Origin of the sequence: uncultured Nostoc sp. (assembly GCF_964247315.1) — a bacterium.
Taxonomy (GTDB): Bacteria; Cyanobacteriota; Cyanobacteriia; order Cyanobacteriales; family Nostocaceae; genus Nostoc.
This window is the reverse complement of record NZ_CAXTTT010000066.1, coordinates 1-19,265: the sequence shown is the minus strand read 5'-3', so window position 1 is coordinate 19,265 and position 19,265 is coordinate 1. Positions and strand designations below refer to the sequence as shown.

At 39.0% G+C, this 19,265-nt stretch carries 18 protein-coding genes and 1 tRNA gene; 12 read left to right on the top strand and 7 right to left on the bottom strand.

Annotation, left to right across the window (positions count from 1 at the left end; genetic code table 11):
- Positions 1-66 precede the first annotated feature (66 nt).
- The 9 genes from ACFE93_RS19745 to rfbD all read left to right on the top strand — a co-directional run bounded on the left by ACFE93_RS19745 (position 67) and on the right by rfbD (position 11,396).
- On the top strand, positions 67-1,689 hold the full coding sequence (locus ACFE93_RS19745) for a methyltransferase domain-containing protein (protein WP_375475395.1): 1,623 nt from the start codon (positions 67-69) through the stop codon (positions 1,687-1,689).
- Positions 1,689-2,894, top strand: coding sequence for a glycosyltransferase family 4 protein (locus ACFE93_RS19740; protein ID WP_375475393.1), 1,206 nt, complete (start codon positions 1,689-1,691; stop codon positions 2,892-2,894). The genes ACFE93_RS19745 and ACFE93_RS19740 overlap by 1 nt, the downstream gene beginning before the upstream one ends.
- Positions 2,891-5,269: a glycosyltransferase gene (locus ACFE93_RS19735; RefSeq protein ID WP_375475391.1), complete on the top strand. Its 2,379-nt coding sequence runs from the start codon at positions 2,891-2,893 to the stop codon at positions 5,267-5,269. The genes ACFE93_RS19740 and ACFE93_RS19735 overlap by 4 nt, the downstream gene beginning before the upstream one ends.
- A gap of 104 nt (positions 5,270-5,373) precedes the next feature.
- Positions 5,374-6,342 carry a GDP-mannose 4,6-dehydratase gene (locus ACFE93_RS19730; RefSeq protein ID WP_375475389.1) on the top strand — a complete coding sequence of 323 codons (969 nt, stop codon included), beginning with the start codon at positions 5,374-5,376 and terminating at the stop codon, positions 6,340-6,342.
- An 8-nt stretch (positions 6,343-6,350) separates the two neighbouring features.
- Positions 6,351-7,511, top strand: a complete 1,161-nt coding sequence (locus tag ACFE93_RS19725) for a glycosyltransferase family 4 protein (protein ID WP_375475387.1) — start codon at positions 6,351-6,353, stop codon at positions 7,509-7,511.
- The gene (locus tag ACFE93_RS19720) at positions 7,511-8,605 is read left to right on the top strand and encodes a glycosyltransferase family 4 protein (protein ID WP_375475385.1); all 1,095 of its coding nucleotides are present in this window, start codon (positions 7,511-7,513) and stop codon (positions 8,603-8,605) included. Before ACFE93_RS19725 ends, ACFE93_RS19720 begins: the two co-directional genes overlap by 1 nt.
- 91 nt (positions 8,606-8,696) lie before the next feature.
- A complete protein-coding gene (locus ACFE93_RS19715) occupies positions 8,697-9,773 on the top strand; it encodes a glucose-1-phosphate thymidylyltransferase (RefSeq protein WP_375475383.1) in 1,077 nt (358 codons plus the stop codon).
- 118 nt (positions 9,774-9,891) lie between these two features.
- Positions 9,892-10,437, top strand: coding sequence for a dTDP-4-dehydrorhamnose 3,5-epimerase (rfbC, locus tag ACFE93_RS19710; RefSeq protein WP_375475381.1), 546 nt, complete (start codon positions 9,892-9,894; stop codon positions 10,435-10,437).
- 38 nt (positions 10,438-10,475) lie between these two features.
- On the top strand, positions 10,476-11,396 hold the full coding sequence (gene rfbD, locus ACFE93_RS19705; protein ID WP_375475379.1) for a dTDP-4-dehydrorhamnose reductase: 921 nt from the start codon (positions 10,476-10,478) through the stop codon (positions 11,394-11,396).
- A gap of 31 nt (positions 11,397-11,427) precedes the next feature.
- On the opposite strand, the gene ACFE93_RS19700 is transcribed toward rfbD, so the two are convergent.
- Positions 11,428-12,162, bottom strand: coding sequence for a 2-phosphosulfolactate phosphatase family protein (locus tag ACFE93_RS19700; protein WP_375475377.1), 735 nt, complete (start codon positions 12,160-12,162; stop codon positions 11,428-11,430).
- Positions 12,163-12,636: 474 nt separating this feature from the next.
- Here ACFE93_RS19700 and ACFE93_RS19695 point away from each other — a divergent pair, with 474 nt between their 5' ends.
- Complete coding sequence (locus ACFE93_RS19695) at positions 12,637-13,056, top strand: BlaI/MecI/CopY family transcriptional regulator (RefSeq protein ID WP_292721488.1); 420 nt, start codon at positions 12,637-12,639, stop codon at positions 13,054-13,056.
- Positions 13,056-13,895: a M56 family metallopeptidase gene (locus ACFE93_RS19690; protein ID WP_375475426.1), complete on the top strand. Its 840-nt coding sequence runs from the start codon at positions 13,056-13,058 to the stop codon at positions 13,893-13,895. Before ACFE93_RS19695 ends, ACFE93_RS19690 begins: the two co-directional genes overlap by 1 nt.
- Positions 13,896-14,271: 376 nt before the next feature.
- Here ACFE93_RS19690 and ACFE93_RS19685 read toward each other — a convergent pair whose 3' ends face one another.
- Both ACFE93_RS19685 and ACFE93_RS19680 read right to left on the bottom strand, forming a co-directional pair.
- Positions 14,272-15,306 carry a methyltransferase gene (locus ACFE93_RS19685; protein ID WP_292857769.1) on the bottom strand — a complete coding sequence of 345 codons (1,035 nt, stop codon included), beginning with the start codon at positions 15,304-15,306 and terminating at the stop codon, positions 14,272-14,274.
- Positions 15,307-15,436: 130 nt separating this feature from the next.
- On the bottom strand, positions 15,437-15,604 hold the full coding sequence (locus tag ACFE93_RS19680) for a hypothetical protein (RefSeq protein ID WP_375475375.1): 168 nt from the start codon (positions 15,602-15,604) through the stop codon (positions 15,437-15,439).
- Positions 15,605-15,830: 226 nt separating this feature from the next.
- Between ACFE93_RS19680 and ACFE93_RS19675 the strand changes: the two genes are divergently transcribed.
- Positions 15,831-16,619: a hypothetical protein gene (locus tag ACFE93_RS19675; protein WP_375475373.1), complete on the top strand. Its 789-nt coding sequence runs from the start codon at positions 15,831-15,833 to the stop codon at positions 16,617-16,619.
- Positions 16,620-16,775: 156 nt separating this feature from the next.
- On the opposite strand, the gene ACFE93_RS19670 is transcribed toward ACFE93_RS19675, so the two are convergent.
- The 4 genes from ACFE93_RS19670 to ACFE93_RS19655 all read right to left on the bottom strand — a co-directional run bounded on the left by ACFE93_RS19670 (position 16,776) and on the right by ACFE93_RS19655 (position 18,769).
- Positions 16,776-16,847: transfer RNA gene (locus ACFE93_RS19670), tRNA-Asn, on the bottom strand.
- A 145-nt stretch (positions 16,848-16,992) separates the two neighbouring features.
- On the bottom strand, positions 16,993-17,541 hold the full coding sequence (locus ACFE93_RS19665; RefSeq protein WP_335188744.1) for an NYN domain-containing protein: 549 nt from the start codon (positions 17,539-17,541) through the stop codon (positions 16,993-16,995).
- Positions 17,542-17,805: 264 nt separating this feature from the next.
- On the bottom strand, positions 17,806-18,483 hold the full coding sequence (locus tag ACFE93_RS19660; protein ID WP_375475370.1) for an ABC transporter ATP-binding protein: 678 nt from the start codon (positions 18,481-18,483) through the stop codon (positions 17,806-17,808).
- A gap of 13 nt (positions 18,484-18,496) precedes the next feature.
- Positions 18,497-18,769: a hypothetical protein gene (locus tag ACFE93_RS19655; RefSeq protein WP_012410874.1), complete on the bottom strand. Its 273-nt coding sequence runs from the start codon at positions 18,767-18,769 to the stop codon at positions 18,497-18,499.
- Positions 18,770-19,265: the final 496 nt, after the last annotated feature.

Below are 19,265 nucleotides of genomic sequence, written 5' to 3'. Positions count from 1 at the left end.
GTAAATCAATTCAAAAAAACTTTATTTCTTAGCAAAAAATTTTAGTTTATTTTCAATGGGTGAAAAATGATGGAAGCAAATAATCCCGAGATTAATGTTGATGAGTTAATGAATAAAATTCGTGAAGATGTAGTTAAACGTCAAGTGCACTCTCAACCAATAGATTCAAAGTCTAATCTAGATACGTCAAAACTGAAGTTAAGTATTAGTTATATTGAAAACTTTCTTAAACATGCAGAATCTCGTTCAAATGTACGTACAAAGTGGCCAGATAAGCTTAATTTCTTTCCTTTTAATTTAAGTGCTAAGTTACAAAAACTTATTCTAAAAATCATCAATTTTGCCTTTAAAGATCAACGGGAAGTCAATTTTAATATAATTAGTTCACTAAAAGAGTCTGTAGCACTTAATTACTACATAATAGAGCAAATTGCAACTTTAAAAACCCAACTAGATACTAGTATTCAAGGGTTGGATGAGCGCATAGTTGATGTGAATAATCGCTTCCAAAGGTTGGATGAGCGCATAGTTGCTACAGATACTAGTATCCAAGGGTTGAATGAGTGCATAGTTGATGTGAATAATCGCTTCCAAGGGTTAGATAAGCGCATAGTTGCTACAGATGTTAATATCCAAGGAATAGATGATAGCTTAAATGCTATTAATACTTTAATTAGTAGCTGGCTAACTGGTATTCAAGAAGGTTTGGATACTGTGAATATGCGAGTACAAGGAATAGATGAATATAAAACTGTTGTAGATACTCGTATTGAAAAACTAAATGAGCATTTAATTACAATAGATAGTCGTATAATTACAGCAAATACTCGTATTCAAGAAATAAATGAGCATTACATTAAAAATGATAGTTACCTCAAAAGTGATCTTATGCAGCAGAAGCGTCTAATAACAGTGTTTCTGGAAGAGGCGAAAAACCGTTTACCAGAACCTTTTAGTAAAGAGCAATTGCAGACATTTATTAATGAAGATATTCACTTTTTAGATACATTTTATGTTGCATTTGAAGAGCAGTTTCGAGGAAGTCGGAAAGAAATTTTAGATAGGTTAAAAGTTTATTTGCCATTAATTGAAGAGGCAAAAGTAGGCACAGATGAATTCCCAATTTTAGATGTAGGCTGTGGTCGTGGTGAATGGCTGGAGTTGCTACAAGAGTCAGGATATACAGCCAAAGGCATAGATATTAATAGAGTGATGCTAGAGCATTGTACGAATAGAGGGCTCGAGGTAATTGAGTCTGATGTAATTACATATTTACAAGCTCTACCAGATGCCAGTTTAAGTGTAGTTAGTGGATTCCATATTATCGAACATTTACCGTTTAAAATATTGATAAACTTGGTAGATGAAACAGTAAGAGTACTTAAATCTGGTGGGTTAGCTATTTTTGAGTCACCAAATCCAGAAAATTTAGTTGTTGGTGCTTGTAATTTCTACTCAGACCCCACTCATCTGAATCCATTATTTCCACCAACGATTAAATTTGTGTTAGAACAACGTGGATTTTCAGATGTGCAGTTAATGCGTCTTAGTGAGCATAGGCTCAAAGATCCACTTCAGTTAGTTGAATCAGATAACCCAATAGCATCCCAACTAAATCCTTTGATTGAAATTGTTAAATTTAACTTCTACGCATCTCCTGATTTTGCAGTAATTGCCAAAAAGTCTTGATGAGTAATATATCAATTACATTTGTAACTCCTTGGTATGATAATTTTGCTGGAGGAGCAGAAGTAGCAGTGAGAACTCTTGCAGAACAGTTAAGTAAGCGGGGTTTTGATGTCCAAGTTCTAACCACTTGTTGTTGTTCTCCTTTTGATAATTGGTGGCAGGATAAACTTCCTTCAGGTGTTGAAAAAGTTAATGATGTTATAGTACGTCGCTTTCCTGTAAAACGTCAGGGTGAAGAAATTTACCATGAAGTTAACCATAAAATTATTCAGAGACTAGAGATAGAGGAAAAATATCAACGCCAATTTGTTGAAAATAGTATTAATAGTGAGGAGTTAATTAATTATGCAAAAAACAATACGCAAGGACATTTAGTTATTGGGATTCCCTATACACAGGGGCTAATTTATTCTCTAATTCAATCATTAGAGGGTAGAGCTAGCATTATGCCTTGTTTTCATGATGAGCCTCAATTTAGATGGATTACTACAGTAGAGATGCTGAAATTGAGCCGCCATATTTTCTTTTTAACAGAGGAAGAAAAAAGTTTAGCAATAAAATATTATGGTAATTATTTTGGTCGGAAAATTATAGAAACTACTGTAATTGGAGTAGGAGTAGAATTACCAATTGATATTGATAGCTTACTTTTGGATTCATCTGTAGTAAATAGAATAACTTCCCGTTATAATCTCCCAAATAAATTCTTTATATATGTTGGGAGGAAAGATATTGGAAAAAACATACTTACATTAATACAGGTTTTTAAAAATTATCGTGCAAATGGTGGTGAAGCTAACCTTATCTTCTTGGGAGGAGGCGATAGTAATCTTGTACCTTTAGAAGAGGGGTTTTTAGATTTAGGATTCTTACCTGAAACAGATAAATATATAATCATCTCACAAGCATTAGGATTGATAAACTTGTCACAGAATGAAAGCTTTTCACTAGTTCTTATGGAAGCGTGGCTTTGCGAAATACCCGTTATTGTACATAAGGGATGTAAAGTAACTACTGCACATTGCCGAAACACAGGAGGAGGTATTTCCATTTCATCTAGTGAAGAGTTTGAAGCCGCATTAAAAATTTTAAGTATTCAAGACAAAGGTAAAATTATAGGTAGATATGGTAAGCGTTATGTAAAGCGTAATTATTCTTGGGATTACGTTATAGAATCTTTTTTAAGAGGTGCATATCAAAGATGAAGTTTTTAATTGATGGTCAAACACTGTCCACACCAGAGATTAATCGTGGAATCGGTATAGTCTTTAAACATATCTGTGAAGAATTGGTATTAAAAGCTTTAAATATAGATTGGTTGATAACTGTTCACAACCTTTCAGATTTAAAGCATTTTAGTACAGCAGTACAAAAAAGACTAACTCCTATTACTGTGAAAGAATCAATAACTGAAGGTGATTATACAAAGCAGACAAAGCACTATAGTCATCTTTTGGAAGCAATAATATCTGAATTTAATATTGATGCTTATTGGGCCCCTAACCCATTGATGATGAATGTTATTTTACCAACAGAATTAAATAATACAACGATTTTCGTGACAATCTATGATCTTATACCACTAATAATGTCTGATTATTACATTTCCAAGTGGCCAGATCACGTAAAAGCAGAGTATAAACGGAGGATTGAAAAACTCCCTACTTGGGCTAACCAATTAATATTTATTTCCGAAAGTGCAAAAAATGACTTTGAAAAAATAAATCCTTGCGTTGCTAATAAATCTACAGTAATACATTTAGCTGTAGACCATACAATATTTTGGCCATTCATTTCACCCAGGGATGAATCGAAAGAGCCGTATATTTTATTTATAGGTGGCTTCGATCCAAGGAAAAACATGAATGCAGCCCTTGAAGCCTTTGCCTATCTCAGGAAAGAAAACTATCAAAATTTTGGGAATTATAAGTTTTATGTTGTCTGTAATTACAGTAATGAGGATAAACAAAATTATGAAAAATTAGCAGATAGACTTGGCGTTACAGATAAAGTTATCTTGACAGGGTACGTAGAGGACGAGGATCTTGTTACTCTTTATCGAGGAGCCAGCCTGTTTTTCTTTCCTTCACGTTATGAAGGTTTTGGTCTACCTATACTAGAAGCATTAGCCTGTGGATTACCAATTGTAACTACTGAAGTTTCATCCATACCAGAAATCGTAGGAGATTTAGCGTACTATTGTTCACCTGATAATCCTAAAAATATGGCTTTTGTGTTAGGAAAAGCTCTTCAAGAGTCTAAATATAATGAAAATAGGAAACAAAAGTCTATTCGGCGTGCTAAAGAGTTTACTTGGCAAAAAACTGCTGCTAGTTACTTTCGTTTATTTATTAATACTATATTTGATAATACTAGATTAGAAAAATTACAGCAATACAAAGTTGCTTATGTATCACCTTGGCCACCTCAGCGCTCAGGGATTGCAAACTATAGTTTTGAAATTGTTCGTCATCTAAAGAAATACGTAGATATTACTGTATACGTTGAAAATGTAAAAGAGTATATTACAGATGATTTAGGATTATCATTCATTAATATTTCTGCTCTACCTCAAGAAAAGGAAAAATATGATTGTATCATTTATCATATTGGCAATAATACTAAGTTCCATAAAGAAATTTACCGTATGGCGTGGCAATATCCTAGTATTGCGGTACTGCATGAGTTTAATATTCACCCATTTTTAGCAGATTCATTTTTAGGAACTAATGATGAGCATTTATATGCTGACGCTCTAAGTAAAGGATATGGACAAATAGGAAAAGATAGTTATGAAGCACTGAAAATTAAGGAAATTTATCCCGATGTTTGGCAATTTCCAATGTCCCATGCTTTAGTAAAACAAAGTATTGCCACCATAACTCATAGTAATTGGGTAAAAGAACAACTACGAGAGGTTAACAATGTTTTCGTTGTTCCTATTGGTTGTGTTAACAATCAATTGTTAGATAATTTAGATGAGCAGATTGCACTGAAAAAGCATTTTGGTATTTCCGATGAAAAATTTTTGATATCTACCTTTGGTTTTGTTAACGTACTTAAGCGTATACCTGTAATTCTAGAATCAATTAAAATTCTGACAGATATGGGTTATCCTGTACAGTTATTTATAGGTGGTGAAATAATAGATTCATCACTTATGATAGAAGAAAAAATTCAATCATTAGGAATTACAAATAATGTAACACTTAGTGGTTATTTGAGCGATCACGATTTTGAAACCTGTATTTGTATGAGCGATATTGTACTCAATCTAAGATATCCAAGCTTAGGCGAATCTTCTGCGGCTTTAATGAAAGTATTGAGTCATGGGAAAGCTTGTATTATCAGTAACTATCAACAATTCGCTGAAATACCTAATCATGTGTGCTGGAAAGTAAATATAGGCGATTTAGAAATTCCACAATTAGTGGCTTATTTGGAAGAGTTGATGCGTAATCCAGCAGCAAGGAAGCAGTTAGGTAAGAATGCAGCTTTTTTTGCTGCTAATTATTCTTCATACGAAATAGCAGCAAAGCTATACACAAAAATTATTGCTAAAGTAGTCAATCAATCATAGCAGATGCTCTTTAATCATCCTAAATTAATTTTACTTTTTTCAAATATCATCTTTAAAGATAATAGTAAACTGGCAACAAACAACACATATTTTAATATATGGTAATGAAAAAAGCATTAATTACGGGTTTAACAGGACAGGATGGTTCCTACCTTGCAGAACTCTTACTTTCAAAAGGCTACCAAGTTTTCGGTCTAGTCCGTCGTTCCAGTACCAGCAATTTAGAACGTATCAACCATTTATTTAACCAAATTGAAATTGTATCTGGCGACCTTTTAGATCAGTCTTCTTTGATGGATGTGATCACTGAAGCTCAACCCGACGAAATTTATAATCTCGCCTCTCAAAGCTACGTTCCTCTGTCTTGGACACAACCTGCTCTCACTGCTGAATATACAGCTCTAGGTGTCTCTCGTCTCTTAGAATCCATTCGTCGTTGTAAACCCGATGCCAGATTTTATCAAGCTTCAAGTAGTGAAGTCTTCGGTCAACCTGATGAATCGCCCCAAACTGAACGCACTGCCTTTCGTCCCCGGAATCCTTATGGTGTTGCCAAAGCATACGCTCATTGGATGACTGTCAATTATCGGCAAAAATACAACCTTTACAACTGCTGTGGTATTACTTATACTCACGAATCGCCTCGACGTGGGACAGAATTTGTATTTCGCAAAATCACGCACGCAGCTGCTCAAATTAAATTAGGTTTGGCAAGTGAATTAAAATTAGGCAACCTAGATGCCCGTCGTGATTGGTGCTACGCCAAAGATGCTGTTTACGCTATGTGGTTGATGTTGCAGCAAGCACAATCTGATGACTATATCATCGCTAGTGGTGAAACTCACTCTGTCAGAGAACTCGTTGAGTGTGCTTTTAACTGCGTTGGTCTAAAATGGCAAGATTATGTTTCAGTTGACCCTGCTTTTTATCGCTCTGATGAACCAGTGCAGTTAGTTGGTTCCATTAATAAAATTAAGACGTATTTAGGTTGGCAGCCTCAGCACTCCTTTGAACAGTTGGTCGAGTTAATGGTTGATTATGATCTAAAAAAGTTGAGCAAGGGCAAAGCTTAAACATTCTAATGCTAAAAGTTGTAGTTGATGCCACCCCAGTAGATTCAAAACCCAGTGGGGTTGGCTTTTATGTTGCTAATTTAATATGCACTCTTGATGTATTACAAAAAGAGGAAAATTTTCAGTTAGGAGTAGTCTATCAACCAGGGTTAAAAAATTGGCTTCGGCGTGACTTCAGTTTCCCTGAATTCTTTAAGCATTATTCTCAACAGTATTTCCTGCCTGTACCTGTAAGAATTTCAGATTTATTATTAGCATTAGCCTTTAAACCTAGTTTATCTTATTTTGAAAAATATTTTGGTTTTCCAGATATATTACATGGTACAAACTACTCAGTTTATCCTTGTCAAAATAGTTTAAAGGTAATGAATATATATGATCTGACTTTTATTAAATATCCTAACTATATAGATTCAGTAGTAAAAACATATACAGAAAGAGTAAAGCAATGTTTACAGTGGACAGATTTAGTTTTAACAATTTCAGAAAGCTCTAAAAAAGATATTATTGAATATTTGGAAGTAGACCCCAAAAAAGTCTATGTCACACCTTTAGCTAGTCGCTACTATTCTAATTACTTGTCTGAGGAAATTGCCCAAAGCCTAGAAAAGCAAGCTAATTATGATTTTTCCAAACCATATCTACTTTTTGTCAGCACAATAGAGCCAAGAAAAAATATTAATACTATAATCATAGCTTTTAATTTTTTAAAAGAAAAGTATAAAATTGAACATCAATTAATATTGATTGGTAAAAAAGGATGGAATTACGAACCGATATTCGCAGCTATTGAAAATTCCCCTTGGTCAAACCAAATTCATCATCTTGATTACCTATCTAATGAATTAGTTGCATTATTTTACTCAAAAGCTGATGTTTTCGTTTATCCATCTCACTATGAAGGGTTTGGTTTACCTGTATTGGAAGCAATGACTCTAGGCGCTCCTGTGATCAGTTCCAATACTTCTTCAATTCCAGAAGTTACAGGAGATGCCGCTATACTAGTTGACCCTAGTAACCCTATTCAACTAGGGGAAGCCATACTTAAACTAATCAGTGATTCCCAGTTACGTCAAGAATTAATTAATAAAGGGAAAGCCAGAGCAAAATTATTTTCTTGGGAAAGAACGGCAAAAGAAACATTAAACGCTTACAGAACCATTATTTAATGAAAATAGTAGATAATACCTCTGCCAAACAATTAATTATTAACTTATCTATTCTCTTGTCTAAACCAACAGGTATAGGCAACTATGCTCAAAACCTTTTTCCTTATTTAAAATCTTTGCAACCCGTTTTATTAGTAGCGCAAAAATATCCCGATTTTAACTGCTATCCAATACCGTCAAACTTAACACCAGACTACGGTACGAAAGGTCATTTTAACCGCCTGATTTGGACACAATTTCAGCTACCCCAAATATATAAAAATCTCAAATCGAATCTCTTATTCTCCCCGCTACCGGAAGCACCCCTTTATACTGACTGTCGTTTTATCATCACATCTTTTGACATGATTCCGTTGCGGTTTGGCAAAGGCTTCTCACTACTCACAGCCTACCACCGCTACTACACTCCCCAAATTCTTAAGCAAGCACAACACATTATTTGCATCTCTCAGACTACGGCTAAAGATATCACCGATTTTTACCAAATTCCCACCAGTAAAATTACTCCGATTCCTTTAGCGCACGATCGCACTCACTTCCTTCCTCTCAACCTTCCCACCAGCAACTACTTTCTCTACATTGGACGCCAAGATCCTTACAAAAACATCCAGCGACTCATCAGTGCTTTTGCGGCGTTACCTAACTGCAAAGATTATGAACTATGGTTAGTAGGGCCAATTGATTCGCGTTACACCCCGACTTTAAAAGTGCAAGTTGCAGAATTGGGTGTAACTAATCAGGTGAAGTTCCTTGATTATGTTCCTTACAGCGAATTACCAAAAATCATCAATCAAGCGATCGCTCTGGTTTTTCCCAGTCTCTGGGAAGGTTTTGGTTTACCTGTCCTGGAAGCAATGGCTTGTGGTACTCCCGTAATTACCTCCAATCTCTCCTCTTTACCAGAAGTCGCAGGTGATGCGGCGATTCTAATCGATCCCTACAACACCGGAGAAATTACAGAGGCGATGCAGACGATCGCAACTAATTCGGAATTGCGATCGCACCTTTCTAGCCAAGGTATCACTCACTCTCAAAAATTCAGTTGGGAAAAAACAGGAAAAGCAACCGCCGAAGTGTTATCCCGTTACATATAAACTAACACCAGCATTTAAGTGCAATGATTTAGGATTTTGTCAAGTTTTCAGATTATCTTGACTAATGACTTGTAATTAATCCTAAATCCTTATGAAAGCACTAATTCTTTCTGGTGGTAAAGGTACACGCTTACGTCCCCTCACCTACAGCGGCGCAAAACAACTTGTACCAGTTGCTAACAAACCTGTTTTATGGTATGGCATTGAAGAAATGGTCGCGGCTGGTATTACTGATATTGGCATCATCATCAGTCCAGAAACCGGCGCAGAAGTCCAAGGGAAAACCGGAAATGGAGAAAACTTTGGAGCAAATATTATCTACATCGTACAAGACCAACCACTTGGACTTGCTCACGCCGTCCAAGTTGCTCGTCCCTTTTTAGGAGATTCTTCCTTTGTCATGTACTTGGGCGATAACCTGATTCAACTAGGTGAGTTACGTTACTTTCTGCAACAATTTAGCCAACAACAGCCAGATGCTTTGATTCTCTTACGTTCAGTTGCTAACCCTAGCGCCTTTGGTGTAGCTCAGGTGGATGAAACCGGACGGGTATTACAGTTAATTGAGAAACCCAAAGTTCCTCCTTCAAATCTGGCATTGGTAGGGGTTTATTTCTTTTCTCACCTCATTTATGATGCGATCGCTAATATCCAACCTTCCACCAGAGGCGAACTAGAAATCACTGATGCCATTCAATACCTGATTAATCAGCAAAAGCAGGTCGTAGCCCACAATCTCCAAGGCTGGTGGTTAGATACTGGTAAAAAAGATGATTTATTAGAAGCTAATAGATTGATTCTCGATACCTATCTAACAGCATCAGTTGTGGGCGAAATCGATGCCCAAAGTCAGATTATTGGACGAGTCCAAATCGGTGCAAAATCTAAAGTAATTAACTGCACAATTCGGGGGCCAGTAGTCATTGGTAGCAATTGTCATTTAGAAAACTGCTTTATTGGCCCTTATAGTAGTATTGCTAACAATGTCACACTCATTGATACTGATTTAGAACACAGCGTTATTTTAGAAGGTGCTAAAATTGCCGGAATCCATCAGCGTATTATTGATAGCGTAATTGGACAAAGGGCACAATTGAGTCTTGCACCCCGTCGCCCTAAAGCCTTGCGATTTATGATTGGCGATGATTGTCAAATTGAACTAACGTGATTTACTTATTACAAATAGGACAAGCCACGGTCAAAATTGGAACATAGTGCCTGTAAAATATGAATGTGAAATTCATCTAAGAATCAGAACACTGTGGCACATCCTATAAATAATATTAATGAGCATTGTACATACCAAAATTCCTGAAGTTCTACAATTTGAACCCCAAGTATTTGCAGACGATCGCGGTTTCTTTTTTGAAGCTTACAACCTCCAAAAATTTGCTCAAGAAATAGGAATTGTTACAAACTTCGTCCAAGATAACCACTCTTGCTCTAAGCAAAACGTCTTACGTGGATTGCACTACCAAATCCAACAACCTCAAGGTAAACTTATTCGTGTTGTTGTCGGTACTATCTTTGACGTAGCCGTAGACATTAGAAAAAGCTCGCTTACTTTTGGTAAGTGGGTAGGTTCTGAACTCAGTGCTGAAAACAAACGCTTACTGTGGATACCACCAGGCTTCGCTCATGGTTTTCTTACGCTTTCAGAAATAGCCGAAGTTCTCTACAAAACTACAGATTATTACGCGCCTCAAAGCGATCGCACAATTCTATGGAACGATCCAGATTTAGCGATAGATTGGCCCCTGAGTACGCCACCGATTTTATCAGTTAAAGACCAAGCTGGTAAACTTTTAAAAACTGCTGAAATATTTGATTAAATACTTTCAAATTGAAGTAAGTTCGATAATTAATCAGAATGAGTAAATCAATTCTGCTGATTGGTAGCAACGGTCAAGTCGGTAAAGAACTACAACAAATACTCCCATTTTATGGTGATATTATCTCAGTAGCACGCCCAACAGTAGACCTTGCCCAACCCGATACCCTCCGCAATGTTATCAGATCCAAGCAGCCGCAAATCATCATTAACACCGCCGCTTACACTGCTGTAGACAAAGCCGAAAGCGAACCCGAACTTGCTACCGCTATTAATGCGACTGCGCCCCTAATTCTTGCCCAAGAAAGCCAAAAATTAGCAGCTTTTCTAATTCATATTTCGAGCGATTACGTTTTTGATGGTAATGGGTGTACCCCTTACCAGGAAACCGATGCGACTAATCCTTTGAGTGTCTACGGTAAAACCAAACTCGCTGGAGAAGAAGCAATTCGGCAAACTTGCACCCATCACTTCATCCTCCGCACTGCTTGGGTTTATGGAACCTATGGCAAAAGTAACTTTGTCAAAACCATGCTGCGACTAGGTGCAGAACGCCAAGAACTCCGTGTCGTCGCCGATCAAATTGGTAGTCCGACTTGGGCGCAAGATATAGCTACAGTTATAGCGCAGATGATTCCCCAGTTAATCCCAGAAATTAGCGGTACTTATCACTACACTAATAGCGGCGTTGCTAGCTGGTATGACTTTGCCGTTGCTATTTTTGAAGAAGCACAACAACTAGGCTTCCCTTTGAAAGTTGAACGTATTATCCCCATTACAACCGCCGAATATCCCACACCAGCCCGTCGCCCTGCTTATTCCGTCCTTGCTTGTGGAAAAATTTCCGCAATTTTAGGGACTTATCCCCCCCATTGGCGACAAAGACTTGGGCAAATGCTTCAAGATTGGGTATTGGATACTGGGGATTGGGAATTGGAAATTGGGAAAACTCTTCCTTAATTCCCAGTCCCTAGTCTTTAGTCCCCAGTCCCTATCCTTTTTTCAAAACTCCCGTTTCATGTTGCATGGGCAAAACATCTAAAATATCAGTTTGGGAACAATATTTTAAATCTTCTTGACAGTCAAGGCGCAACAATCGTTGACCGTGACTAGCTTGGTGAAGTAATCCTAATAAGTTATCTTGCCATTGAGAGTAAAGAGCGATCGCACTAATTACTTCATCGTTACCAGCGAGTTCTTCTGGTGACAAGTTGCTTTGCTGCAAAATACTATGAGCGATCGCACCCGCACAAACTGTATCCTCTAAAGAAAAACTGCCTTCCCAACCTGAACCGACAATCCACACTGTCTCTGGTTGCTTATCTAAGAGAAATTGCACCACCGCCGCCCGGTTAATCAAGGCTGCTGCTAATAGATTTGGGGAGTCTTGTACCCGTTGTAAAGCACGAGTGCCATTTGTGGTACTAATAAACAAACGCCGCCCCTGTACTAATTCTGGTGTGCAGTCGAGGGGAGAGTTACCCAACTCAAAACCAGCTACTTTCGCGCCACCGCGTTCTCCAGCCCGCAGACGTTTTTCAGCAGGCCATTCTTCGCTAACTTCAATTAACCGATCTAAATCGCTGAATACTTGTACAGCTTCGCCTCCAGCTGCCAAAACTGTCGCAATTGTGCTAGTGGCTCGCAAGACATCGACTGCGATCGCACATTCTGGCGCTTTACCCGTTGGAGTCAATTCAGGAGTGTGGTATACGAATAGCTTCACGCGCTGGATACACCTAGTTTAAAAATACTGTCGCAAATAACATTTTACCTAGTTGGTGTCACTAACTATAGTTACAATTTTTCCAGGAAAATTTTTTACCATCAAAATACAAAATGTACCTCATTCAATACATATATGGGAGTGGGGAAGAAGCAAGGGAGCAAGCTTGCCGTGAGCGTAGCCGAACGGGAGCAGGGGAGAGTTATTGTACAAGTTCTTTCCCCTCTGCCCCTCTGCCCTCTGCCTCTTTTCAATCCTTAATCAATATTCAAAAAACCCATTTTTATGATTTTAGACTTTCAGACTTGCTGCACTATCTTGTAATCTAAAACAAGAACAGACCTTCTAAAAGGGGAAAAAGTTACAGCTTCAAGGTTACAGCCCAAAGGGACGGATATTCACTCATTCCCTACTTCCCAGTAGAGACAAGATTAATCGCGTCTCTCCCACTCCCCACTCCCCATTGAAATTGCTATGGCACCTTTACCCGACTACCGCCCGAAACAACTATCTTTAGGCCCGTTAGAAGCGGAAATTTTAAATATCATTTGGGAACTTGGTTCAGCCACAGTCAAGGATGTACACGATCGCATCCTTGCCGATCCCAACCGCGAATTAGCGTATACTTCTGTCACCACCGTCTTACGTCGCCTCACTGATAAAGGTTGGCTGGCTTGTGACAAGAAAGAGCGGGCATTCTATTGGCGGCCAATGCTGAGTAAACAGCAATCAGAAGTCATCAAAGCTCACGAGCAGTTACAGCGATTTTTGGCAGTGGGGAATCCCGATGTTGTTGCTGCTTTTGCTGATAGTCTGGATGAAGCAGCTAGCGAGCAAATAGCAGCGATCGCTAAACGCATTCAATCTGCACGCCAAGCCAGGGAGGAACAATGATGCATCTAATAATGATTTTGAATGCTTTGGCAGTTGCCTGGTGGTTAAGATCCTCCTGGAATCAACGCCAAGGTAATTGGAGTCTACGGTGGCAGCGATCGCTATTTTTGTTTCTCTTCCCGCCCTTGCTAATTTTCATGACTGCGATCGCTGTACTGTTCATGGGGCCTCAAGGACAAATGGGCGGAATGTATACAGGCTCAATTAGCTATTTACTTGCATTAATTTATTTGGCATTTTTTGCCATTTCATGCATTAAACTTGCCTTCCAGGGTTGGCAGTCTGTAGAATCTGCCCGTAACTGCCCCTTAGTGAATGTTGGCGATAGACGAGCCAGACTGCTGCAAACGGGGGCGCTGTTCGCAGGTCAAATTGGTTTTTGGCAACCAGAACTAGTTGTTAGCCAAGGATTAGTGCAAACTCTCTCACCAGATCATTTAGAAAGCGTCTTAGCCCATGAGCAAGGGCATCACTATTACAGGGATACGTTCTGGTTTTTCTGGCTGGGTTGGGTGCGTTCTTGCACAGCATGGTTGCCGAATACAGAGCCTTTATGGGAAGAATTGTTAGCTTTGCGCGAACTCCGTGCCGACGGTTATGCAGCATTGCAGGTAGACCCTTTGGTGTTAGCGGAATCACTTTTATTAGTAGTTAGTAGCAGTCCCGTTTTATCGGAAATTTGCTGTGCTGCATTAGGTTCCTCTGGTGCAGATCGTTTAGAACAAAGAGTAGAAGCTTTATTAGCACCACCAGAAGCAACGCCAGAAGCTCAATTGCAATCTTGGCATGGCTTTCTGTTGGCGTTCCTGCCTCTATTGAGTGTGATATTTCATAGTTAAATTGAATTTAAAAAGCTACTACAGCACAAAATCGTGATGTTTGTAACGAGAATTATGATGTTTGTAACAAAATCATGGCGTTTGTAACAAAAATCATCTTGTTTGTAACGAAAATCGTAGCGTTGCTAACCAAACTCGTAGCGTTGGTAATGAAAACTTAGTGTTTGTAACGAAAATTATCTTATTTGTAACGAAAATCGTAGTGTTGGTAACGAAAATCGTAGTGTTTGTAAAAAAAGTAGTGATGTTTGTAACCACAGCTTCTAAGGAAGTGAGTAGATGCTTAACACTACTAGTACAGCACGACGGAAGTAAACCACCCATCCCAAATTAATGAAATCCTTACGAATTACGAATTACAAATTAAGCCAATCCCTTAAATTTTTAGCGCCTCAATAACGCTAATTGGTGACGGGGTTGGAATAACTTGAGTAAGTTGGAAGCCAGCATGAAGCAGTAACACTTGATATTCTTCCTCTGTGCGTTCGCGTCCACCAGTCATAACTAGCATATTCAGGTCAAGCAACTTACCAAAAGAAGATGCATTCCCAGGAGGAATTACTGTCTCAAACAGCAGGAGTGTACCATGCTGTGACATTGCCTGATGACAGTTTTTGAGAATAGCGATCGCTTTTTCGTCATCCCAGTCATGAATGATGTGCTTAAGAAGGTAAGCATCACCACCTGGTGTTACTGACTCAAAGAAATTCCCCGACACTACCGTACAGCGGTCTGCAAAACCTTGTGCTTGCAGGCCAGATTTTGCTTCTTCTATCACCGTTGGTATATCAAAGATAATACCTTTTACAGTCGGATAAGCTTTAAGGATGCTAGTCACCAAACTGCCCTCACCTCCTCCCACATCAACAACAGTGTTGAATGCTGAAAAGTCATAACTGCAAATAATTGCTTCCAAAATGGAAGCTGTTAGACTTGTCATTGACCAATTAAACAACTTGCCAGCTTCGGAGTTTTTAACGTAATGATCCCAAATACTCATTCCAGCGATGTCGTCAAACGCAATCTCGCCAGTTTTGATGCTATGTAGCAGATTACCCCAGCCTAAGTAGTGCACTTGTCCCAGTTCGGAAATGGCAAAAAAACGCAAAGAACCAGGAACATCCGTTTGTAAAGTAGCAGCCAAGGGTGTTAAGCCAAATCGATGATGTTCATCTTCAGCAAATATACCCACACTAGCAAGCGCACGCAGTAATCTGTACAAAGATGGGATGTGAGTATCAGTGATTGCAGCTAGTTCCTCTAATGTCTTTGGCTGTTCTTCAAGGTAGTCAGCAATACCAAGTTTAGCAGCAGCGTAGATTGCTTGTGACACCCAAAAGCCAGAAATCATCTGGAGCATAACATTGGATGCAGGGACTTCAGTACTTGTGCTTGGTTCGAGTGAATTCATATTCTGCAAATTCTTTTCAAAGTTCTGGATTTGTGGGTGTACACAACCACAACTCAATCATATCTGACCACGGGGGCGATAAGTCTCTGGCTTGATGCAGCGCGTATCGCAGACGAAAACACAATACATCTCAATCGATGAGGAAATTATTGATGTCATAATTAATACTTATAGACGGCTCGCTCTTCATCCGAGATGCGATCGCGTATAATTCATCTTTACGACCGACAAACAGCCTGGGATCTTCAATCATCCCCGCAGCCACAAAAGGATTGTCAGGCAGCGCTCCAGAAGTCATGTAAAGCGTTATCCTAGTTTCAGCAATTTAAGTGCAATCACCTAAAAGAATAGCACTAGCCCGATAATGTCTTTGCGATCTGCTTCTTGGGTATGTGCATTTGTCATATAATCACAAGCCACAATGATTTCTAACACGAGATTTAAAACCAAATCATCTCAATTTGCTATGCAAAAATCTAAATTTCGTGTGTGGGCTGCTTTGAGTAAAGACTACAGTTACAACAATGAGACTCAAAATCTTAGAACAAACTCCAACATTATTGAAACTACAACTTAAGCCAACAGCCATCCTCTACTGGTTATTTGGCAGACTATTTGTAGCAGGAGGCGTTTTGTTGATAACGATACTGGCAAAGACAACTACTTTTACTTGTAATCGGGTTGAACCCACTCAAGAAAGTTGCCAATTAATCACCAAAAGTATTTTAAAATCTCAAGTTAAAAATTGGAATCTCAAAGAGGTGCTAGGTGCAAAACTAGACACTAGTACGACTGCTGGCAATAGTTATCCCTTGGTAGTTCTGACAAAAGATGGTTCAGCTCACATAGATTTAGTAAATGCAGACAGCACTCACAAGGAATCTAACGCTAGACAAATCAACGCCTTTCTTAAAAACTCACAAGAACCAAAATTAACTATTCATGAAGATACTCGTTTTTGGACTTATCCTCTAGGTTTATTGTTGATTGCCAGTGGTGCTGTTTGCATTATTTATCTGCTGATGAATAACATAATTATTTGCATTTTCGATAAAACTCTTGACAAAGCAACTATCGAACGTAAAGGTTGGCTTGGGCAAGAAGTTATTGAAGCTAAACTTTCAGAAATATCAGAGCTGAATATGGATGCAGTTGCAATTGACACAGTAACAGGTACAAGTTCAAGCAGTTATAATATTGTCTTAAACTTGGTATCTGACAAAAATATTTATTTGGCTGCTGGGCCAATGTTTACTGCTAAGAGTGCAGAACAAACCATTGAAGCGATCGCCAGCTTCCTGAAATCAGATTAACCTCAAAACAACGCTTTTAGCACCTTTGGCAAATACTCATACTGCTCTAAAGTATTGTAAATCTATACCCAAATCCTTATCAAAAGCCGAGTCAAGCGACTACAAACCTCTGATCGATAATTTAGAATCCAAAATTTAAAATCTAAAATTGCTAAACTCCCCAGGCTGGATTCGAACCAGCGACCAATCGATTAACAGTCGATCGCTCTACCACTGAGCTACTGAGGATCACTCACGATTTATAATATTAGGGCTAAAAATAGGATTTGGCAAGTACTTTCGCCAATATTTTTTTTAGATGCTTAATTATAGATAATTTTTGCAGCCAAAATCTATTTAGGAACTTAAGCAGAGATTGTTAAATACTAAATACCTACAATCCCATTCGTAATTCAGCCAAACGCTGTCGCGCCTTAGCATCAATGGCATTAGCTAAAAACCTACTCTTAGATTGTTTGCGCGTATGATACTTTTGTCGCATCCGGCAGACAGTAGCTTCCACTTCCCCACAGAGTTGTTGTGCTGACAACCATTCAGCCCCATAGCCCTGTATCATCAACTGCTGTGCCCGATCTGAAGTAGCAACAATCACACGAGAAATCAAAGATTGAGCTATTTGCTGGCGAAAAGAAGCGCAGGATTTTTCAATATAAGTATCTGCGGTTTGCCCAAAATCAGTGTAATAAACAGATAAAAGCTCAGTAATAATTTCTTTATTACTAGAGGTGTTTTGATATTGGGCATCAAAAACTATCTGAGTTGTGTAACCTTGAAACGCACTATAACTTGTCATCGCTTCCACAAGTTCACCCCGTGCTGCCTCTAATCCAACGCTATCACGCGTTTTTTTAAGGCAAGGCCAAGCGCCTATGATATTGTAGCCGTCCACCAATAAAACGGCTTGGAGTAAGGAACGGGGCATGGTTTTTAATCACAATTTTCTAGAGTTAACAAAATTCATTCATAAGTTTTATAATAGTTGATGCATTGTGTGTAACATAGTGTTACACAAAATAAAAAATACGGTAGTCTTACAAAACTCAAACCTCAGATAGACGTACCAACTTAAAACGCGCCTTTGTTTAAAAGGCGCGTTACAGTTTTTTTTTATTAGTATTCAGGAGTGCTAAATACAATGAATTTTATTTATTTATTCAGCACTCAGCACTCAGCACTCAGCACTCAATTAAGAGGCTTCGCTGTGTACCTCCATCAGACGTTGCTTGAGACGTTGGGCTTCACCGCTATCTACCAGAGAGCCTTTTTCTAGCAAGAAAGCGCCGTCACAGTAATTTAACTCATCTAATCGATGTGTCACCCACAGGGCTGTAATACCTCGACTTTTGACAAGGCGACGGACACCAGCAACTAAATCCAACTGGCTATCTGGATCTAGTAAGGCGGTGGGTTCATCTAATAATAAGACTTCACAGCGACGGGCGATCGCACCTGCGATCGCGACTCGTTGTTTTTGTCCCCCAGAGAGTGCATAGATAGGGCGTCGTTGCAGGCTAAGCAAATTCACTGCCCCTAACGCCTCCTCAACCCTGGCTCTAGTAGCAGCAGGTGGCAACTTTTCTTCCACCAATCCAAAAGCCACATCAGCACCAACCGTTGGCATCACCAGTTGATGATCTGGATTTTGGAAGACAAAACCAACGGGGTGTAAAATCCGAATTTCGCCAGATGCAGGAGCTAATAACCCCGCCAGCAATCTCAGTAAAGTAGATTTTCCACTGCCATTTGTACCCAAAAGCATCCAAAACTCACCCTTAGGTACTTCTAAAGAGCAAGATTTGATAACTTTCTCTCCATTAGGCCAACTGAAATTTAAATCCCTGACCTCAATGCCCACTTGAGCCATTTGTCAACCTTGGTTACTCAGCAGCTACAGCGAAAAAGCCAGGTGGTCTGCCACCGCCAGGGGTTGTACCATCTTTCTGAACAATCTGCACCCCAGAAATTTCACTAGCGCGGACAGCAATTTTTTTCTCTGTCTTGCCCTCGCACTTGAGTTCTACAATGTCAGGGTTCCCAGAACGGATTGCTGCCAAAATTAGCTGATAGACAGCCTCAGCATCCTCTGCTGACTTACGTTGTACTGAGATCGGGAAAGCAGTGTTTCTGATGCTTAAATCGATGGTAAACATTTAGCAATAATCAAATTTAACTGTGGACTCATTTTAGCGTCAGCTGAGTGATTCTAGGGAAATGAGGATTGGGCATTGGGCATTGAGCAAAACAGTTCCGAGTTTCGAGTTCCGAATAGCTGAGTAAAGAAATGAGATTCCCCACTCAGCACTCAGCACTCCTGAAGGGCATTGGGCATTGATTATTCTCCTCTGCTCCTCTGCCCCTCTGCTCCTCATTCTCTATTCCCTACTCCCATTTATCACCTCATCTAAATCAAAAATTAATTTTTATGAGAAAACCCCTAGAAAAATTAGCAATTTACACCTAATATGATTAAAGGTGTGTAAAAAATTGTAAACTAGATTAACAACCTGGTTAACTTTCTGCTTATAGAAGGTTTTCTTTGGCCGTCTATAATCATAGATACAACCTGTACTTATAAACATTTGGAGATTTGTTCTAATGACCATCGCAGTTGGACGCGCGCCCAGTAGAGGGTGGTTTGACGTTCTA